Here is an 18,856-nt window from a genome sequence, read left to right on the forward strand (position 1 = left end):
AGAATGACGCAACCCTTAAGGGGAAGCAAACGGTCAATGACTGTTTGCTTCCCCCTTTTACTCATCGAGTAACTCAGAGTAAATTTTCACATTTTTGTCGGCAACATTCTTCCAGTTGCATGCAACTTTCTTCATTTCCTCAATATTTGATTTAGTCTCTTGCTGTGTTGCGGGGTCAGCAAGTATTGAGCAAATTGACTGTGCAAGGTGCTGGTGGTCACCTGGAGGAACAATGCAACCGGTCTTTTCCTGCCAGATATACTCCGGTAAACCTCCGGTGTTGGTTACGATAACAGGTTTTCCAAAGCCATAGGCGGTTAACACTACTCCACTCTGCGAAGCATCAATATAAGGACAGGCAACGAGGGTTGCCTGTTGAAACAGTTTCGCAAGCAGATCATTGTCAATATAGGTGTCAAGCACCTCAAATTTACCACCATTAGCAAGGGGCGGCAAAAGCGGTAGGCTATAACCGTGAACAGGTCGGCCTGCAATAACAATACGAACCCCCTTAACCTGTTGTGCAATAATGGGTGCAGCTTGCACCAGCACTTCAATACCTTTATAGTGGGATAATCTGCCGAAAAACAAGACTGTTCGACCATCATCCTGCAAAGGTGTCTTGATCCACTGACAATATATATTATAAGCCGCCAAAGGATTATGCACGACCCTTGCTGAGCTTACTTTCGGATATCTTGCGAGAAAAGTCTCTTTCATAGCAGCGCTATGGAGCAGGAATCGGTCTACAAACGGGAATGTTATTTTACGAGCTAATTCTTTACGCCAGCTTTCTTCCCCACTATGGCGGATCGGGTCGTGAACGGAGGAAACAAGGGGTATATTCCTAAGCCTCCATATTGCCGATGCTGTTCTGGGTACTATGCCATCAAAATGGATGATATCCGGTTTTATTGTGCGACAAAAATTCATTGCCTCGAGGTTGACTTTCCATGTCGAAGGATGAAAACTTTGGGGGCAATTATGAATAACTAGCGTTACACTGGCGCACTCAGCCAGATAGGAAACATAGAGTTTTTGGAAGTTAACTTTAAAAAAAGTTACCCCGTCAATCAAACCCGTTTGCAGCTTTTTATCACCTATATCAAATATAGAACTTTTCCTGCTTTCTGGCGCTATTTCCACAACAAGGTGTAATTCAACCTGCTTGGCTAATTCAGCAGCATATTCCAATGCAAGGTCTAAATAACATGGCCTAGTGTAATAAACTACTCTCATACTGGCACCATTTCAAAACTAATGATCTCAAAAGAAAAAATGACCGAGCGGCATGGAGACTGTTTCCGTATCACCATAGCTTTAATTACAAAATTTTCTTTCGGAAAAGTGTGACAATATCTTTTGATAATTTTTTGTCGTCAGGACTTAAGCCGACACTATTCAAAATAAGAACATAAAGCACACAGAAACAAATGGAAGCGATAAATGCTCCAGCGATTGTTGAATCTTGTAAAAGATTACGAGCAAATAAAATTAATAATAAAGAAGATGTTGCAAGAATAAGTGGTGGAAGAATCCACTTATCAAAAATAAAAAAAGAGTATATTTCAGAAACAATAGCAACTCTTAAAATGTTTGCCATAAACAATGCAATAAGTGTTGCTACTGCTGCACCTACAATACCAAATTTTGGTATCAACAAATAATTCAAAAATACATTCAAGAAAAGTGCAAGTAACAACACTGGAAATTCAAACTTGTACGACTTTGTCATTGACAACAAAAAACCAGCAGATGAAAAAATTGCAGTAACTAATTGACCACTTGCTAGGATAACAATAGTTATTGCAGGAAGAGTAAATTCTTTACCAAATATAAGTAGCAAATCCTTACCGAAGAAGGCAAAAATTAAAAATAAAGGGAAAGAGCCAATCGCCATCCAACGGGTATGTTGTCGGATTGCAGAAGCCATCCCTTTATAGTTATTATCAGCAGCCAATTCTGCAATTGTAGGACCAAGCATTTTATTAAAAGAACCGTTGAAGACAACAATAACGGGGACTGTAAGTTGTATAATCGCGTATTTTCCTATTTCTTCTGCTCCATTAAAATACCCGATCATGAAGCTGTCCATTTTAGTTAGCAACAGGTTAACCGAACTTGTGATTGCTATCATAAATGAATAACGCCAGTAGCTGCCAATATCTATCTTCGGTAATAGTTTTGGAGAAAAAAAATAAATTTTAATCCGTTTTTTTGCATCATAAATCAGATAACATATAACAAACAAAAAAGATAACAGTGTCCCCCATATTACAGCCCATAAATCTACAAAAAATATAAAAAGTATTAAAATAATCAACAATCTAGATACAGGCTGAAGAATACTCTCCACAATTACGCTTTGCTGAATTCTAAAATAGGCTCTGTTGAGACCGATATAAATACGAAAAACAGCTAAGAGCGGAATCAGGATAACCATTACACTGAATACTGAGTTAAACTGATCGTAATGGTAAACGTTGTTTGATAAATAGTTACTGCCCCAGAGCCAAGCCAACAAGACGAAAGAAAAAGATAGTGCTCCTGAAATATATAATGCATGAGCTATATAGCTGGCTTGCAATAAAGCATTATCTTTGTTCTCGCGAATCTTTCTGATCACGCCAAGCTCAAAACCGGAGCGACTAAGTATACTACTAGTCTGGCATAAATTTCGACACAATACAAAAAGGCCATAATTGTTTGGCCCAATTGTGCGTGCGACAATAAGTCCAGACACGAAAGCTATAATTTGAGAGACTATACTACCAGCGCTTGCTAGTAAACCTATCTTAAACTTTTTTGCAGACTTAACAGAGTCGCCCCTGTTTTTACTTTTGTGCATATTTTTTAGGAAATAGCTGACTAGTTCGCCTGTAAATTACCCTGAGTAATTTATAAAGAAAATAACGTAGAGTGAAGAGTGGTTGTCGTTTTTCTTTTATTGTTTCTTCTGCGAGCTTAATCGAGTCATAATTGGATATATATTTATTAGGAGGAGGAGCAACTTTTTTTGAATTAAGCCAAGCAGGTTCAATAGGATCTAGTTGCAAAAAGTTATAAAGCTTGGCGCAATAATCTTGGCCAGTCAGAATGTCTTTTTCATATGAAATTTCTAAAAAATTATTTGTTTCTTTAAGGCTTTGCAGTGTTTCGACTATTTCTATGTTAGTAAGCAAATATTGGCTATATCTCCCCTTGTCAACTGTAATACTTGACGATGGTCTATTGTTTTCCTTTATCCAAGAATGAAATTTCCCAGTTTTCTTAGCTCTCAGTATAGATCCAAATTGCGCAAGAACATCTTCTCTAACAATAAGGATGATATAAACATCAGAAAACGATGATTTAATTTGCTCCACAAACTTTTTTGCCTTCTCAACTGATGCAACTGCGCATTTAATTCCAGCAGCCGTTGTTGCTGAATCGGCATTTAGCAACGCCAGTAAATCATAAATTTTTCTGGGCCCTTGAGCTTTTTCATTGGGAAGATCACTCCCAAATGTAAAAGCAGAAATTCCTTTTTCAAAAAGCTCTGAAATTTTCACCTCATCATTTAGGGCTGATACATGTGGATGGCCTCTTAAAAAAAGGTGCGTTACAGTAGTGCCACTTCTCGCCGGCCCTATTATAATATATTTCTTAATTTCCATTTGAATCAAATTACCAAATATAGTTTTAGCTAATCGATTTTTTTTGACACTTGGCGTTACTGAAAACAGCATACATAATAATAAATATTACAGCATTCCTGCTGTCTGAAGTCGTAAACAGTGTAATGTAACACAGGGCGAAAACTATCATGGCAAAACTTGCCGACACAACAATCCCTGAAGACTTGCCATGGAAAGAGTACAAGAAACACCTCATCATCTTGGCAGCGTTTCCCAAAAAGAAAATAATCAACCCAACGAGTCCCAATATGCCGGTTTCGAACAGAATTTTAAGATAACCACTTTCCGGTTGCCCAGGAACATATCCCCCTACAGCTTTTTTTGCTCGCAGGTTTGGGTCAGTACGCATTAAAAACTCTTGATAATTTCCAGGCCCAATACCTTTGACGGTATGGGCTTTAAACAAATTCAAGTTGTCGCGCCAGAGGTTAAGCCTGATATTTGCAGACTGTTCTATTCTCAGCATTCTGGCACCAAGTGAAGAAGCAAAAAAATTAGAGGTTATCTTGCCGGAAAAAGCCACCAGAACAAACAAAACAAGAGGGACAATAAAAAGTAGCTTTTTTTTCAATTGATTATTGCGATTAAAAAAGAATATGCCAATCAGTGAAAAGAAAAAGCCACTAAGTATGGAATTTTTTGATACTGTCAGCAATAGTGCAGCACAGGAAACTAACAAGCTAAACTTTACAAGGCGGGTAATTTTGCGCCCTAGTGGAACATTCTGGCATATTAGCAAAATCAAGAAAGTGCCACCTACCGCCAAAAACTGCCCTGCTTTTTGTGGGTCCTGAAAAAAACCGCCATATCGATATACATTCGCCCCCTCTACAAACGCATTTAGATTTTTCGATGCACCAGATAAGTTAATTCCTGTTACACGTTCAAAAAAAATTGCCAGGGAGACGAGTGTCAAGGCTACAGCTAGATACTTGACAATATTAACGAATGCATCTTTTTCCGACAAATATGCGTGTATAGTAATAAAAAAAACATAGCATAGTAATATTTTAAAAAAACTTACCGCCGAATCAATTGGAGATATACCCAAAAAGACAGCAGGAAGTACAGATATAAAAAAAACAAAGGCTAGTTTATCTGGAATTAATTTAATGGTTTTTTTTCTCCAAAATAAATCGTGGAGCAACATCAAAAGAATGGCAATTAAAATAATATCAAAAGCACTAAACCCAAGTCTTTTAGGTGGTATGGCAACTCCTAAAACTGGTATTATTATAAGGAGTAATGTTCTAGTAGTAACAAAAACATTTGGCCTCAATGCAATAAAAAATCCACAACAAAGCAACAACAAAAGTATAGTAACTTTTAAATATGAAAATGCACCAAAACTGGTGAAAAAATTAATGACAAGAAGATTTCCTAAAGCTACGCCAGCCATTAAGCATAGGAGCACGAACTTATTGGTGCCAATATCAACAAGAATGTTATTATTTTTCATTATGCAAGTCAGTATGATAGAATTTTTTATTTACAACACAGCACGTGACATAGCAGGTCAGATTTTTTTTGTGTGATTTTGAGTAACCTTTTTATAAATAGCAACAGTCTGTTCGGCAATCTTCAGCCAGTTGTATTTTTCATTAATTTGCAGTTCGTAGCTGAGCCGTTCTTTTTCTGAAAGGCCTTTTTCCAACAAAAGCTCTATTTTCTCCTGGAGCTCCTCCACATCTCCGCATTTGAAAAAACGTTCCGGGGACAGTGCAACTTCCTTGTTAGCTGGAATGTCAGAGACAAGAACAGGTAACTTATACCCCATGGCCTCAAGCAGAGCTATAGGCAAGCCTTCATGATAAGAAGGCATGACAAAAATCTTGGCATGAGTGTACACCTGATTGAGCTCTTCTCCTGTGATATAGCCGGTAAGGATAATCCGATCATCGCTAGCAGCCATTCTTTTCACCTTTCGGCTGTATTCCGTCTCATGGTCGGCATCTCCTGCAATGACAAGCTGACAACTTCTCTCAACCTGCTCAAAAGCCTTTATTAGATCAAGAAGCCCTTTTTCCGGCACGAAACGGGCCACAGCCAAAATATAATTACCCGGAATGATACTCTGTTGTACAAGAAAATCGGTACTCACGCTTTTTTCGGGAACAGAAACACCATTATACACAAGATTTGCTTCCCGCTTACAACGCAGGGCAATTATCTTACTAATAACCTTAGAAATTACAATAACTTCATTGGCAAATTTCCCGCCGAGATACTCCCCAAGACGCAACGTGGCCTTGGCCACTCCGCCCCATTTCTGGCGATCATAATCAGGGCCATGGTCGGTGAAAACTACTTTCAACCGCAAGAGCCTGGCAAAAGGCACCAGGAGTCCCGGTCCAACTGCATGGATATGGACAAGATCGACGTTCAAAAGCCTGGCCCTGATTATCGCTAAAAAGGTATGGACAATTGCCTCCAGGTGTTTTTTGGAAGGAGCGGGAATATGTTCTAGAAAAACTCCAGACCATTCCTGCTTTGGGAGAATTACATAGGGTCTCCGGGTAGCCACTATCACCTCGTGGCCCATGGCAGCAATGATCGGATACAACTCTTGACAGTGCGTTTCAACACCTCCGGGGATATCCGGAATTCCTCGCGTACCTGTGACAAAAATTCTCATAAAAAACAATTCTATTGAGTCGGCCCGATGGGATCGAGACAAATATTTTGATCTTTATTCTTCATGACCTTCAGTTTATTCATGGCCACCCATTTTAAAGGGACGAAAATCCGTTTCTTCATGGCTGGGGATGCGGAACCTATCATCCAGCATTGCTTGTCACAGTTTTTTACCATTTGCCGAATTTTTTCAGATTGTTCACTCTTCCAAATGGTGTCAAAATCCTGTTCATGCAGATTACCCATAATCATCGGATGATCAGAGCCATTGCAGGGCAGAACATTACCTCTGGGGTCAACAAAGAACATATCCGTTCCCACCTCGCAGGGAAGGGCCCTTCGCTGCCCTCGAGCTTTTCTCGCCAAACCCATATTGAAATATGCCCGAAACCAGTTTTTCGGTTTACTTGTTTTCAGCAATTCCACAGCGATATTCTCAAATGCTTTCGCTACCTTTTCCTGATCTATATATTTGTTATCGCTGGTATGGAAATAATAGGAATTATGAGTGGTTGCTGTGGCAAACTCCAACCCCATCGCATTCGCTAGACGATAAAGTTCAATCATGTCGTCAGCGTTACGATCCGAAACAGTCATTCCAAAGCCGATATCCTTAATCCCCATTCCGTATAATGTCGTCAGGGTACGTAATCCGTGATCAAAGCCGTTTTTAATTCCCCGAAGTTCATCGTTGGCGGCTGGTAGCCCTTCAATAGAAACGCGAATACCAATTTTATTTCCAAATTTTTGAAAGAGGGAGGTTGTGCGTTCTGTAAAATATCCATTAGAACTGATAACCAACCGTTTGGTCTTGGCAAGAGCTTTGCTGACAATCTGCTCTATATCGCTACGTAAAAAGGGCTCACCACCAGTAATATTAATAAAATCCAGGTCTGCTGGTAGTTTATCCACAAGTTCGGGCGAAAATTCTTCATTTTTCCGGCTCGGGTTTTTCCAGGTATTACACATATAGCACTTAGCATTACATCGGTAGGTAACAATAAGGCACGCTTCCATAATGCCACTTCCTTCTTATATTTTTTCAGATTTATTCAACTTGTTTTACCTGCTGATCAATACGATTATTAGTATCAACAACCTGTCTTGAAGTTTTCCTAGTGACGAGGACGTTTTTAATCTTTTCCTGCATAGCTAATTGCCAAAACCTGCAGCCTGACACATACAGGACAAACTTGTAATATTTCTTCGGGAGAGCAAAACGAGGTATATTAAACAGATCCGTATAGGCTGAGTTAAAAAAACCGCGTTCAGACGAACAGGCTCCCATAAAATTCGTTCTTTTTAAAATAGAAATTGTATCTGCCGTATAATCACCGAGCAAGCCATTAGGATAGCAAAATGCAATAGGATTTGAATTTAGTCTTTCTCGAATAGTATCAGAGCTCACTTTTATTTGCCATTCTTGCTCAGCCAAACCAATACGAGATAAGACAGGATGAGCAACAGTGTGCGGCTGAAAATCTATGTTATATTTTTTCATTTCGCGAATATCTGCCCAACGCAAGGCCGAATACTGTTTGGGGGGCTCATCTGGCAAAACAACATCAAGCTGCTCTGATAATCGCTGCAAACAGGAGAATACTTGAGACAATGAAAATAACTTAAAAATCTGAACCACTAATCTAATCGCTGCTCGCTTTTCTTCCTGCGACTTCACCTTTAAAGTTAGTGTACTGCTATTCAAAGTTATTTCAACTTTACTTTGCTCGGTATTATTAAATAAATATTCGACCTGGTCCCACCACATCATCAACTTATTCTCGACAAGACCAGTTGTTATAAAAACAGTTGCAGGAAGCTTATATTTTTTAAACAGCGGGAAAGCTACATTTTTAAAATCTATATAACCATCATCAATCGTAAAGCAGACAGTCTTGTAGAACTCTTGATTTGCTTGAGCTGACAGGATCAGATTTTTAAAAGATAAAACGGTATAATTGTTCTTAACGAGATAATCAAGATAACTCTCCAAGGTTCCAGACGCTAGAGCTGTCGATGTATTCAAGTAACCTATTGATGAATCTTGAAAACGATGCATCATAAACACAACAACTCGATTTTTGGTATACTTATTAAAAATACGTAACAGGCACCTTGAATCAAATAAACCCATAGTATGTATTTAATCTGAAGTTATTTGCTTGCAATCCACAAATACATCTCTCTAAGTTTGGCTTTCATGACGCGATCCACATGCCTTGAATGTAAGCTCTCCATTTCTTTGTGTCAGTAGACAGTCTATCGCCTCAGGGGTTCTTGGTAGAATCAAGACGGAAAAGCTGTTTTGTTCATCTTGTCGCACTTCGTTACCTTCCTTCAGCGAGAAAAAGAACCTTGCAGGTCTTTAATAAAATTTTGAAATCATTCCAGAGATTCCAATTGTCAATGTATGCAAGGTCAAGTCGCATCCATTCCTCAAATGACGTTTCATTTCGTTTGGGTTGGGTTTGCCAAGTACAAGTGATGCCTGGTTTCATGGAGAGGCGGCGTCGATGCCAGGTGTCGTACTCGTTTACTTCAGATGGTATAGGCGGCCGCGGCCCTACAATACTCATCTCTCCCTGAAGAACATTGAAAAGCTGGGGAAGTTCATCAAGCCCGGTCTTACGAAGAAATTTTCCGATATAGGGGATGATTCTCGGATCATTAGTAATCTTGAAAACCGGACCATCCGCTTCGTTCAACTCTCTTAACTGATGTAGCTTTTTTTCGGCATCCTGCACCATGGTGCGAAACTTATAGACACGAAAACGTCTTCCATTGACGCCACAGCGCTCCTGACTGAATAAAACCGGACCTGGATCAAATATTTTGATCATGCCAGCGATTATAAACATTAAAGGTCCAACTAAAACGAGACCAACAGCAGCAATGCAATAATCAAAAACGTGCTTGAAAAATAATTTCACCTCGTTGCGTGGGGTTGTATGCAAGGCCATGGTTGGAATCCCGACGAATTCTTCAAAATCGATGCGGGCCACGGCAGGACGATACATGAGATGATGAAGTTGCCAGTCAGGGATAATTCGAACAGAAACACCCATTTCTTCAGCAAGGGAAACATATCTTCCACCTTCGAAAATTTCGGAAAGAGGCATGGCAAAGATAATTTCATCGATGATCGTTGTTTTAAGGAAAACATCGAGGTTTCTTATGTTATCCAGCACCTTGACTCCTCTTGCAACCTCGCTACCGACGAGACCATCCTCTATTTCAATACACCCATGGATAGTCAGGTTATGATCATCGTCTGCCAAAATTTTACAGATGACTTCCTTGGCCCGTTCCTTTGCGCCTACGATAAGAATATGCCGTTTGAAATGAGGCTTATCCGTCCTTCTAAATCTTGCGGCATAAATAATGACCTTACTCAAGGATAAAAAGAGAATATTGATACAAAAAAAGAGGCCAAGTTCCAATCGGCCCACATCATGAATTTTCAGAAGATAAAGAATAACGATTAGCATGACCAATGCCGCTAGAATTGCTTTAGCAGTCTTTCTGATCGAAGCACTAAGGGAACAACGGGAATAAATAAAGCCATATCCCCCCCAGAAACTAAGGGATAAATACCAGCACACTACCACAAGGAGGGTTACAAGGAACAGATTATGATTTTTGACAAAACCAGTGCAAACTCCAAGTGTGCATAATTCTTTCAGAGAATGGGCTACCCAGAAAGCTGTAACTGACAGACCAACATCCACTAGCTTATGTAAGTTTTCAAAAAATACCTTTTGGGGCTTTGTCATGGACTTCCACCTCAAGAGAAAAAGGGTTTCCAGGGAGGATTAATTATATATTAATATAGTTAGCAAAATTCATGCTATAAAACATATAAGTATAAATTTCTCGCTGCATCTAACCAATATAACAACAGTTAATCGTTATTTCTTTGCTGATTTCACCTGGTGATCTTGAGATTTGAGTTAAATTTTAATTCAATTTTCCGCCAAACCGAATAATTTTCCGGAAAAATCTACAAAATTATGCTTTTTTTGTGGAATTCACTTCAAAAATGGTTAGCGTCATCGCTAAGGGCCAGTCTCCTAGATATATAAAAAGCACAACGGTAACAGATTTAACGACTAAGATATTTTTCTTCGAAACCGTTAAGTTCATTCGAACAATAGGAACAAGTGACTAGATACAACATGGTCGACTTTGCAGCATGCTGGCGCGATTTATCGAGCGCCTATAGGCAAATTCTGCAACCAACCATTATCTTAAATCTGATTACGTACAAAACTCAGCCAATTATTTACCGAAACAGACAGCGGACTGATTTTATTTCTCTTTTAAACCCGGGCGACAGATTAATTTTCATAAAAAACCATGAAAAAAAATCAGTCCCCCACCTAAGTACTGAGAAATTTAGGTAAGCGAAGACTCCGATCTGTCTCCCGAGTCCCAAAAAAATGGCCGAGTTTCATGGGTAATCAGAATCTTAAAAGAGAGCCACTTTTCACTCTACAGCCTCTTCTCCCGTCCCTTTTCAAAGAGAAGGGACGGGAGTAATATTTAAATCTGTACCGATGATCGACATGGAGACGTACGCTTAATCCGGAAGCACCCCACCACCACGGAGAAGACCTTCATTTCGACATTAGCCCCGATACAACCTTTACTCATTTATTCTTTTATAAGTTGACCCGGCTTACCTGTTAAGCAAAGCAGCAGCTCCCTGAACCATCGATATAGCCCTGCTCAAGACAGTACCAGTGCTATTTTTCCATATGCCACCCTCATTATTCCAACCAGGCATCAGCAAGGTTAATTTGATTGACTGGAAACAAATTCCGGTTTTTCGGAAGCAGAGACATCTCCCCCTTACAGTTACTCTCGTCATATTATCACAACCAATTAATATATATACATATATCAATTACATTACATCTTGGCACACTTTGTGCTTTTCACATTTAGTTGCACTCAACTCGATATGATGTAGGATAGTTTTGCGCCGAACTTTTTTGTGACCGCTTGAAAATAATAATGCTTCATGAAACAAGGCACGCATCAGGCTAATGTGCCGCAGGCCTTAGTAATTATTCCTAAATGCAGTTTTTATGGGGAGGTAACAGAGTGATATCAGAAGTAAAGTATCTTAAAAAAAGGCCCAAGACATCTTTGTTCTTATTCCATAAGAATACTGTTTGTAACAGCAACCATCTCCGCATAGTGTTTTTTGTATTCATAGTGTTAGCATTCCTCACGACTCTTGCGGGAGCAGAGATAAGCTTTACTGAAACTACACAAGAAGCTGGACTAACGTATACCGGGCCCACTTGGGGTGCACAATGGGCGGACTATGATGGGGATGGATGGCCAGATATTTTTGTTACCAATCATGAGTCGAAAGTACCGAGTCTATATCTCAATAAGCAGGATGGCACATTTGAACAGCTTCCTGATAGCATTTGGGATCAACCCGCATTTCCTTGTGACACTCACGGCGCCGCATGGGCAGATTTTGACAACGATGGAGACCAGGATGTGTATATCGGTGCCGGCACTTGGAACGACTACAACCATTTTTACATAAACGACAATGGAGGTCTTTACGAAAGTGCTGATGCATACGGCATCTCATATATTTTAAATCGGGGGCGTATGCCATTGTGGCTTGATTTCAATAACGATGGCTTTTTGGATATTTTTGTAAATGGGTTCTCAATGAGAGGCGAAGGGTATGCTGCCTTTTTTCAACAAAATGCAACTGGGTTTGAAGATGTAAACTCTCTCGTAGGGTTTGAGGGACAAAATGTTGCCTATTCCGTGTTTTCCGATATTACGGGCGATGGAATTTTGGATATAATAGCTACTGATGATTCAGCACCATTTCCTACCCATGTCCTTGACATAACAACCTTTCCCTTCACGGACGTTCGGGATCAAGTATTTTCACAGGACACTGGATTTGGCATGGACGCAGCCTTTGCAGATGTCAACGGAGACCTGCTGCCGGATCTTTATACGCCAAGAAGCGGAGGGGGAGACCAAGCCGAACAAGTAACACCCACTAAAATAGCAGCGTCTATTATGACCGAAAATTGTGGGTGTCAAAAAGGAATAACATTCGAAACCGATAGCAACCTTGAACTTCTGACACTTCTTTTTTCATTAAGACTAAGATGGGCTGACCATCCCATACGTATCGGTTCTGCAGGACTCCTTGCTGAAAACTTCCAAGTCGACCTTGCCCCCGATGACCCGCGAATATGGGGGTACGCACCTCGTATCCCTGTTTATTTAGAACTATCGCCTGACGATCCCAGGGTGGCTGGCATGCCTTCCTATGATCCGGGCGTTGATGATGGTGTATATATCGGCTTTAATAGGAATACAAATGTATGGACAATTGTATCTTCAGTCCCTTTTGACGATAGCTTTCAGTGCAGATTCATCGCCGAAACCGATGGTGGTCAACTATCTGATTTAACTCATTTGAATCTTAATACCTTCGACCCGGCTGTAGACGCACTCTATATCCACAACGGAGTACAGCTGGAAGATAGAACAGTACAAAGCGGAATCAACAAGCATTTAGCCGGAAGAAGCGTTGTCATAGCTGACTTTGACAATGATATGGACCAGGATATTTATGTGGTAAATGCTTTACTTGTTGAAAATACACCTAACATTCTCTATGAAAACAACGGCGCAGGTGATTTCATTGAAGTCCCTGCTGCAGGAGGAGCGGCAGGAACCTCGCTAGGTCTTGGGGATCATGTAGTCACTGCTGACTACAATCGTGATGGTTTTCTGGATTTATTCGTCACAAATGGGAGGTACCCACCACCTTTTGATCATTTAGGGCCAATTCAACTCTTTAAAAATAACGGAAATAATAATCACTGGATTGAAATCGACTTAGAAGGCACGGTTTCCAATAGAGACGGTATTGGTGCAAGCTTGTTTGTCACCGCAGGTGGGGTAACTCAGTTGCGTGAGCAAAATGCTGGTATGCACAGGGATTCACAAAATCATATGCGCATCCACTTCGGTCTTGGTCAAAACTCGACTGTAGAGCGTTTGGAAGTAAACTGGCCAAGTGGGATTGTTCAGGTAATAGAAAATATCTCGGCTGATCAGATCCTCAGGGTTGTCGAATCTTCGGGAGGCCCCCAACCACCTGTAGCGGTAGCTGATAACGCCAGTACAGATATGGACACCGCAACGACTGTGGATGTACTGGTTAATGACTACGATCCAAACGGTGATATACTGACCATTATTGCAGTGGATGACCCAACCAACGAGGGAGGGAGGGCCAGTATCAATAATAACGGCACACCGATAGACCCAAGTGATGACTTTATCGACTACACACCACCGGCGACTTTTTCAGGTACGGACACCTTTGGTTATACAATTGCTGACGACACCGACGGCACAGGTACTGCAACCGTAACCGTTACTGTAAACGACTTAGAACCCGTTTGCCAGCCGTATGGTGAGCCGACTTATGATGCAGCAACAGAGGACGGCGTTTTCCTATGGAAAGAAGGTAATGTCTGGCACTTAAGAGCTATAGCAGGATTCACTGGATGGCAAAGGTATGCCGGCAGTATAGTTTCAGATATGGACTTTGTCAGTGTAACGCCTGTCAACATTGAGCAATGGGATACCTTGGACACCTCCGATCCTCAATCGATTTCATTTATTATCAATATGTCGGGACCTTGGTACGACGGAATTGATTTCGAGGTTCAGGCTGGTGCCACTGTCTATTTTAATGTTGACGCAGCGAGTGGGAATACCACTGATCTGGTATTTATCGGCGGAGAGAGGTGCCCGATAAATCAGCTTCCCTATCAGCTTACCACAGACTTAAACACACAGCCAGTAGCGATCTTTACGGCCGATCCTACTTTGGGTGAGGAACCACTAGTAGTGGACTTTGATGCTTCTGGAGCATACGACCCGGATGGTTCAATCGTATCCTATACATGGGACTATGGCGATGGTACAGGCAGCGGCGTAACATCGAGTCATACATACAACACACCCGGCACCTATAACGTTGTCCTCACGGTTACCGACGACGATGGTTCCGCCAACACGGCCAGCCAGACTATCACGGTAGGCACACCAAATAATTGTGATCCGTATGGCGATCCGGTTTACGACGCAGCAACAGAGGATGGAGTCTTTCTGTGGAGAGAAGGAAATATTTGGCACTTGAGAGCTATAGCAGGATCTAGTGGGTGGCAAAGGTATACTGGCAGCATTATTTCAGATATAGATTTTGTCAGTGTAACTCCTGTCAATATTGAGCAATGGGATACCCTGGACGCTTCCGACTCCCAAAAGGTTGAATTTATAATAAATATGTCGGGGCCCTGGTACGACGGGATCGATATCGAGATTCAAGCTGGTGCCACTGTCTATTTTGATGTTGACGCGACAAGTGGGAATGCCTCCGATCTCGTATTTATCGGTGAAAACCGATGTGCTATAGATCAGCTGCCCTATCAGCTTCCTTAACATATCCCAGCTAGCTTCACAGATAACCAGGCGATCACGGTGGAAAAACAGCGACCGTGATCGTCATGACAGGAATATAAAATAATTGCAAGCCGCATGGAGCGCCGGATTATGATTAAGCAAAGTGGATAGAAAATTTTATGGAAAGTGGGACTTGTGGGTTGTAGCAGGTCCTAGAGGATGGTAATAGTATAAAGGCAGCAAAGTAACCGGACAACACTTACCAAGGTTAATTTTATGATCAGACACATTCTTCTTAGTTTTCTTTTTCTTCTTCTATTAGCTGCTCCGGCAATGGCGCAGGATTATGTTGTTGAAGAAGATGATGTCCTCAAAATAACTGTTTACGATCATGATGATTTAACCACAATGGTCCGTGTTAGTGGGGATGGAACAATCAATCTTCCATTGCTGAACAAGGTGAAAGTTGCCGGTCTTACCAGCACTCAAATTTCCGATAAAATTACAGCACTTTTTGCAGACGGCTATGTTATCAACCCCCAAGTTAATGTGTTCGTCGAAGATTTTAGAAGTAGAGTAGTTTATGTGTCAGGGGAAGTTAACAAACCTGATGCGTATAAGTATGAAAAAAATATGACAGTTATCAAAGCGATTACAAAGGCTGGGGGTTTTTCCAACAAAGCTTCAAAACAAAGTGTAACCATCATTCGCAAATCAAATGGCCGCGAGCAGGTTGTTGATAAAGTGAAGATGGATGAACCGATACTGCCAGAAGATCTTATCCTAGTGCCGGAGAGTTTATTCTAATGCAAAAAGAAAAGGAAATACATTTAAGTGATTATTTAAGGGTCATATGGAAAAGAAAAGGGATTGTGGTGACCACTTTTCTTCTCACCTTAATCGTTGTGGGTATTGCCACTTTTACCGCCACCCCTATTTATAGGGCATCTACTCAGATATTGGTGGAAAAAAGTGATCCTGCACTTCTGAACAATAGATCTTTTGTAAAACGATACGAGCCACAATTTTTTCAAACTCAAAGCCAAATAATTAAGAGTCAAAATGTCACCAAAAAGGTGGTGGAAATTCTAGATTTGGAGACCAACTATGAAACTTATTTCCCTGCAGGAAAGAGTAAACCCTCACTGGTGAAGGGCACGGTCACCTATATAAAATCAATGATTGCTGATTTGTTGCCATCTGATTCTGCAGATAAAGGTCAAAAAGCCTTAGCTTCCACAGGTGAGGAGCAGAAAAAATTAACGGCTGACAGTCTTGCCTCTATCATAAAAAAGAATGTTGTTGTCAAACCGGTTGCAGACAGCAGCATGTTGGACATACATTATAAATCTGAAAATCCTGAATTTGCAAAACTCATTGCTAATACCCTTCCCCAGGCATATACGGAAGAGATTATGGCTATTAATCTCAACTCTTCCGGCTATGCCATCAGAGGGATGACAAAAAAAGAAGACATCGAAAAGAACAGCCTGGCTCAGTCTGAAAAAGCCCTTCAGGCTTTTATGAAGGAGAATGACATAATCACAGTCGAGAACCGTATAGCGATTATTCCCCAGAAGCTTGCAGATCTTAGCAAGAGGATGACAGAGGCAGAAGCCAAGCGGGAAGAACTGGAAGCTTTGCTGAACCAAATTGCCGAGCTGAAGAAAAACAAGATCAATGCCGATACGATCCCTATTCTCGCAAAAAATAAGGTGCTGCAGTCGTTACGGGACCAGATCTTGATATCAGAGCAACACATCACCGAACTCTCACAAAAATATGGTGACAAGCATCCTGTCATGATCAGAGCACGGGCTGATTTAAAAAATTTGCAACGAAAAAAATATCAGGAAACAGAAAAAAGTATTCAGGTCATCAAAAATGAATATGACCTGGCCCAAAAAAATGAGTTAAATGTTAAAAAACTTCTTGACCAAACAAAGAATGAAGTCCTTGACCTGAATGAAAAATTCATCCAGTACGGCATTCTCAAGCGAGAAGTAGACGCAAACAGGGCTCTCTTTGACAATTTGAACTTACGCATTAAAGAACAGGGGGTCACTGAATATACGCAGCAGGTAAATGTGTGGGTTACCGAGCAGGCAGGATTACCAGAATTCCCAGTATCTCCTAAAAAGATGAGAAACATGATTTTAGGTGTTATCTTGGGCCTATTGGGTGGGGTAGGCCTTGCCTTCTTCCTAGAATATTTCGCCACTGCAGCAAAAGAATCCAATTGAGTTATGCTTGAAAGTAGTGCTTGAGAGGGCGATATAACAAATATATATGACGTATCCTGTTGGGAAGAGTGGCACACAATTTAATTCCAACAAAAAGGATACGTCATAAGCCAAAGCAAAATTATTGAGTTACAACTTTCAAGCATAACGTAACTACCGCTGTTTGATTATTTTACAATAATAAAGCACATTTCATCTTGACGAAAACTGTAACTCTAGCCCGCCTTTCACAATCCGCGACATTTTTCCTTGAACCACCAGTTCCTTAATCAAGCAAACAGACACGGTATTTTGTTATTTATTGAGACGGACAACAAGAGGTGAGGGCTTGTAAAATTTACAGTTACCCTATTTATCCTCGAACTTATAACCAAACGTTTCGATATCCTTTTTATAAATTTTGGCCACAAAATCTATTGATTCAGCGTCATAGTAATCAGTAAATTTTTTAAAAGTATTTCTTCGATAATTAATACTTAATTTGTCTCTTGCAGAACGAAGCATCTTCATCGGATGATTGTCCCTCCTGTTAAAAATACTTGTAGATTTGTTTCTGTGGAGGAGAACTCTCTTTTTTATATTTAGTTTTTCACAGACATAAAAAAAATCTTCCTGCAACGTCTCGAACCTGCCTACAAAATCTACCAACAGATTTCCCTTCTCGTCATGTAAAAAATCATATTGCGGAATAACATGGCAATACTCATCATTCCAGGATGGTTTCGGAAAATGTTCAAATAAAAATTCCTTAAATGAGTATTCATGTGCATGCATGCGGTACCTGTATTCAGAAACGAGCCTGTCCCACGGATTGCGTACAAATGCGAATTTGAAATAACTATCGAATAATTCTTTGGGAATACGATCATATTTGATGTAGTCAGAAGCTCGGAGATGAGGAGGCGGTGGATCGAATTTATAATCGTCAGGCTTGAATGACAACAGCAACTGATCAGTTTTATTATTATCTTGGGAAGCGTTTACAATGCCCCATAAGCTAGTGCCAGCAGTTTTCGGAATATGAATAAATATACATTTATGAAAGTGGGAAACCATCTTTTGCTCATCCGGTAAACATGTACGTGCTGAAAAAGGGTTTTACTCTTGTAATGGTGCATAAAAGCAGCTGAACAAATTGAACGACATGCCTTCTTTTAGGGCAACTACTCCCCCCCATCTGGGTCTATCTCTACGATTTCACCAACCAGGGCAAGTTGAATTGCTAGAGAGGGTTGACACCTCCGCTTACCATGTGGCCTGCATGCTAACTTGAGATTCGGCAATATGCCCCGGTGTAACGTTGACGCCTAAAACAACCAGATATTTTCTGCCTAACCTTTGCCATACGCATATCCCTTTCAGCCCTGTTATTTGTGAAAGAAACATGAGGTTGCTTGGCGGTAACTACTTACATCCTAAAAAAACTTGACAAATTTTTCCATGAAAATTTTCTACAATTCTGATTACTTAAAAATGCCCACCCTGAAACCCGGCAATTGATGCTGCTTATTGCGATCATTGTACATTTGGCAATTTTTTCGTTATTAGCCGCTTAACAAAGCAAGCATGGGTTGAACTAGCTAACTTTTCAATTACCAACCATAAACGGGCGGCTCTCATGCTCCTTGGCATTTTGCTTTGAGTCCTCACCCCATGAGTTACCTCGATGGCAGCCCTGACGTAAAATCAGCAACATACTTCTGCCTGTATCGTTTCACAAATGCTCAATTGAGCATGATTGACGAAATGTCCGCATATCAACTTAACTGGTGAACCTAAATGCAGCGCCAGTCGTTTCCTAGTTGTACAAAAATCAACCATGACAACATA

At 40.6% G+C, this 18,856-nt stretch carries 12 protein-coding genes and 1 pseudogene; 3 read left to right on the forward strand and 10 right to left on the reverse strand.

Going from position 1 to position 18,856, the window contains the following annotated elements; translation table 11 throughout:
* Positions 1-57: 57 nt before the first annotated feature.
* The 8 genes from ACHZCY_RS09770 to ACHZCY_RS09805 form a co-directional block, all read right to left on the reverse strand.
* Positions 58-1,239, reverse strand: coding sequence for a glycosyltransferase family 4 protein (locus ACHZCY_RS09770; RefSeq protein ID WP_319548769.1), 1,182 nt, complete (start codon positions 1,237-1,239; stop codon positions 58-60).
* An 85-nt stretch (positions 1,240-1,324) separates the two neighbouring features.
* Positions 1,325-2,848: an oligosaccharide flippase family protein gene (locus tag ACHZCY_RS09775; RefSeq protein WP_319548770.1), complete on the reverse strand. Its 1,524-nt coding sequence runs from the start codon at positions 2,846-2,848 to the stop codon at positions 1,325-1,327.
* Complete coding sequence (locus tag ACHZCY_RS09780; protein ID WP_319548771.1) at positions 2,835-3,656, reverse strand: sulfotransferase; 822 nt, start codon at positions 3,654-3,656, stop codon at positions 2,835-2,837. The genes ACHZCY_RS09775 and ACHZCY_RS09780 overlap by 14 nt, the downstream gene beginning before the upstream one ends.
* A 25-nt stretch (positions 3,657-3,681) precedes the next feature.
* Positions 3,682-5,136 (reverse strand): O-antigen ligase family protein, encoded by a 1,455-nt coding sequence (locus ACHZCY_RS09785; RefSeq protein WP_319548772.1) that lies wholly within the window; start codon positions 5,134-5,136, stop codon positions 3,682-3,684.
* 57 nt (positions 5,137-5,193) lie between these two features.
* Positions 5,194-6,312 carry a glycosyltransferase family 4 protein gene (locus tag ACHZCY_RS09790; RefSeq protein ID WP_319548773.1) on the reverse strand — a complete coding sequence of 373 codons (1,119 nt, stop codon included), beginning with the start codon at positions 6,310-6,312 and terminating at the stop codon, positions 5,194-5,196.
* Positions 6,313-6,323: 11 nt separating this feature from the next.
* Positions 6,324-7,328, reverse strand: a complete 1,005-nt coding sequence (locus ACHZCY_RS09795) for a radical SAM protein (RefSeq protein ID WP_319548774.1) — start codon at positions 7,326-7,328, stop codon at positions 6,324-6,326.
* A 31-nt stretch (positions 7,329-7,359) separates the two neighbouring features.
* Positions 7,360-8,373 carry a polysaccharide deacetylase family protein gene (locus ACHZCY_RS09800; RefSeq protein WP_319548775.1) on the reverse strand — a complete coding sequence of 338 codons (1,014 nt, stop codon included), beginning with the start codon at positions 8,371-8,373 and terminating at the stop codon, positions 7,360-7,362.
* Positions 8,374-8,638: 265 nt separating this feature from the next.
* A complete protein-coding gene (locus tag ACHZCY_RS09805; RefSeq protein WP_319548776.1) occupies positions 8,639-10,084 on the reverse strand; it encodes a sugar transferase in 1,446 nt (481 codons plus the stop codon).
* A gap of 1,447 nt (positions 10,085-11,531) precedes the next feature.
* Between ACHZCY_RS09805 and ACHZCY_RS09810 the strand changes: the two genes are divergently transcribed.
* The 3 genes from ACHZCY_RS09810 to ACHZCY_RS09820 all read left to right on the forward strand — a co-directional run bounded on the left by ACHZCY_RS09810 (position 11,532) and on the right by ACHZCY_RS09820 (position 17,026).
* Complete coding sequence (locus ACHZCY_RS09810) at positions 11,532-14,822, forward strand: FG-GAP-like repeat-containing protein (RefSeq protein ID WP_319548777.1); 3,291 nt, start codon at positions 11,532-11,534, stop codon at positions 14,820-14,822.
* A gap of 237 nt (positions 14,823-15,059) precedes the next feature.
* Positions 15,060-15,590, forward strand: coding sequence for a polysaccharide biosynthesis/export family protein (locus ACHZCY_RS09815; RefSeq protein WP_319548778.1), 531 nt, complete (start codon positions 15,060-15,062; stop codon positions 15,588-15,590).
* Complete coding sequence (locus ACHZCY_RS09820; RefSeq protein ID WP_319548779.1) at positions 15,590-17,026, forward strand: GumC family protein; 1,437 nt, start codon at positions 15,590-15,592, stop codon at positions 17,024-17,026. Before ACHZCY_RS09815 ends, ACHZCY_RS09820 begins: the two co-directional genes overlap by 1 nt.
* A gap of 348 nt (positions 17,027-17,374) precedes the next feature.
* Here the strand turns inward: ACHZCY_RS09820 and ACHZCY_RS09825 are convergent, their stop codons facing one another.
* Together ACHZCY_RS09825 and ACHZCY_RS09830 are read right to left on the reverse strand one after the other, a co-directional pair.
* Entirely contained in the window at positions 17,375-18,082 is a 708-nt protein-coding gene (locus tag ACHZCY_RS09825) for a sulfotransferase family protein (RefSeq protein ID WP_319548780.1), read from the reverse strand.
* Positions 18,083-18,290: 208 nt separating this feature from the next.
* Positions 18,291-18,410, reverse strand: a pseudogene (locus ACHZCY_RS09830) (IS66 family transposase); the annotation flags it as partial.
* Positions 18,411-18,856 lie beyond the last annotated feature (446 nt).

Source organism: Desulfogranum marinum (assembly GCF_963675105.2).
Classification (GTDB): domain Bacteria; phylum Desulfobacterota; class Desulfobulbia; order Desulfobulbales; family Desulfobulbaceae; genus Desulfogranum; species Desulfogranum marinum.

Coding starts and splice junctions, on each gene's coding strand:
- ACHZCY_RS09770 (WP_319548769.1), bottom strand. CDS start 1,239: ATGAGAGTAGTTTATTACACTAGGCCATGTTATTTAGACCTTGCATTG.
- ACHZCY_RS09775 (WP_319548770.1), bottom strand. CDS start 2,848: ATGCACAAAAGTAAAAACAGGGGCGACTCTGTTAAGTCTGCAAAAAAG.
- ACHZCY_RS09780 (WP_319548771.1), bottom strand. CDS start 3,656: ATGGAAATTAAGAAATATATTATAATAGGGCCGGCGAGAAGTGGCACT.
- ACHZCY_RS09785 (WP_319548772.1), bottom strand. CDS start 5,136: ATGAAAAATAATAACATTCTTGTTGATATTGGCACCAATAAGTTCGTG.
- ACHZCY_RS09790 (WP_319548773.1), bottom strand. CDS start 6,312: ATGAGAATTTTTGTCACAGGTACGCGAGGAATTCCGGATATCCCCGGA.
- ACHZCY_RS09795 (WP_319548774.1), bottom strand. CDS start 7,328: ATGGAAGCGTGCCTTATTGTTACCTACCGATGTAATGCTAAGTGCTAT.
- ACHZCY_RS09800 (WP_319548775.1), bottom strand. CDS start 8,373: ATGATGCATCGTTTTCAAGATTCATCAATAGGTTACTTGAATACATCG.
- ACHZCY_RS09805 (WP_319548776.1), bottom strand. CDS start 10,084: ATGACAAAGCCCCAAAAGGTATTTTTTGAAAACTTACATAAGCTAGTG.
- ACHZCY_RS09815 (WP_319548778.1), top strand. CDS start 15,060: ATGATCAGACACATTCTTCTTAGTTTTCTTTTTCTTCTTCTATTAGCT.
- ACHZCY_RS09820 (WP_319548779.1), top strand. CDS start 15,590: ATGCAAAAAGAAAAGGAAATACATTTAAGTGATTATTTAAGGGTCATA.
- ACHZCY_RS09825 (WP_319548780.1), bottom strand. CDS start 18,082: ATGGTTTCCCACTTTCATAAATGTATATTTATTCATATTCCGAAAACT.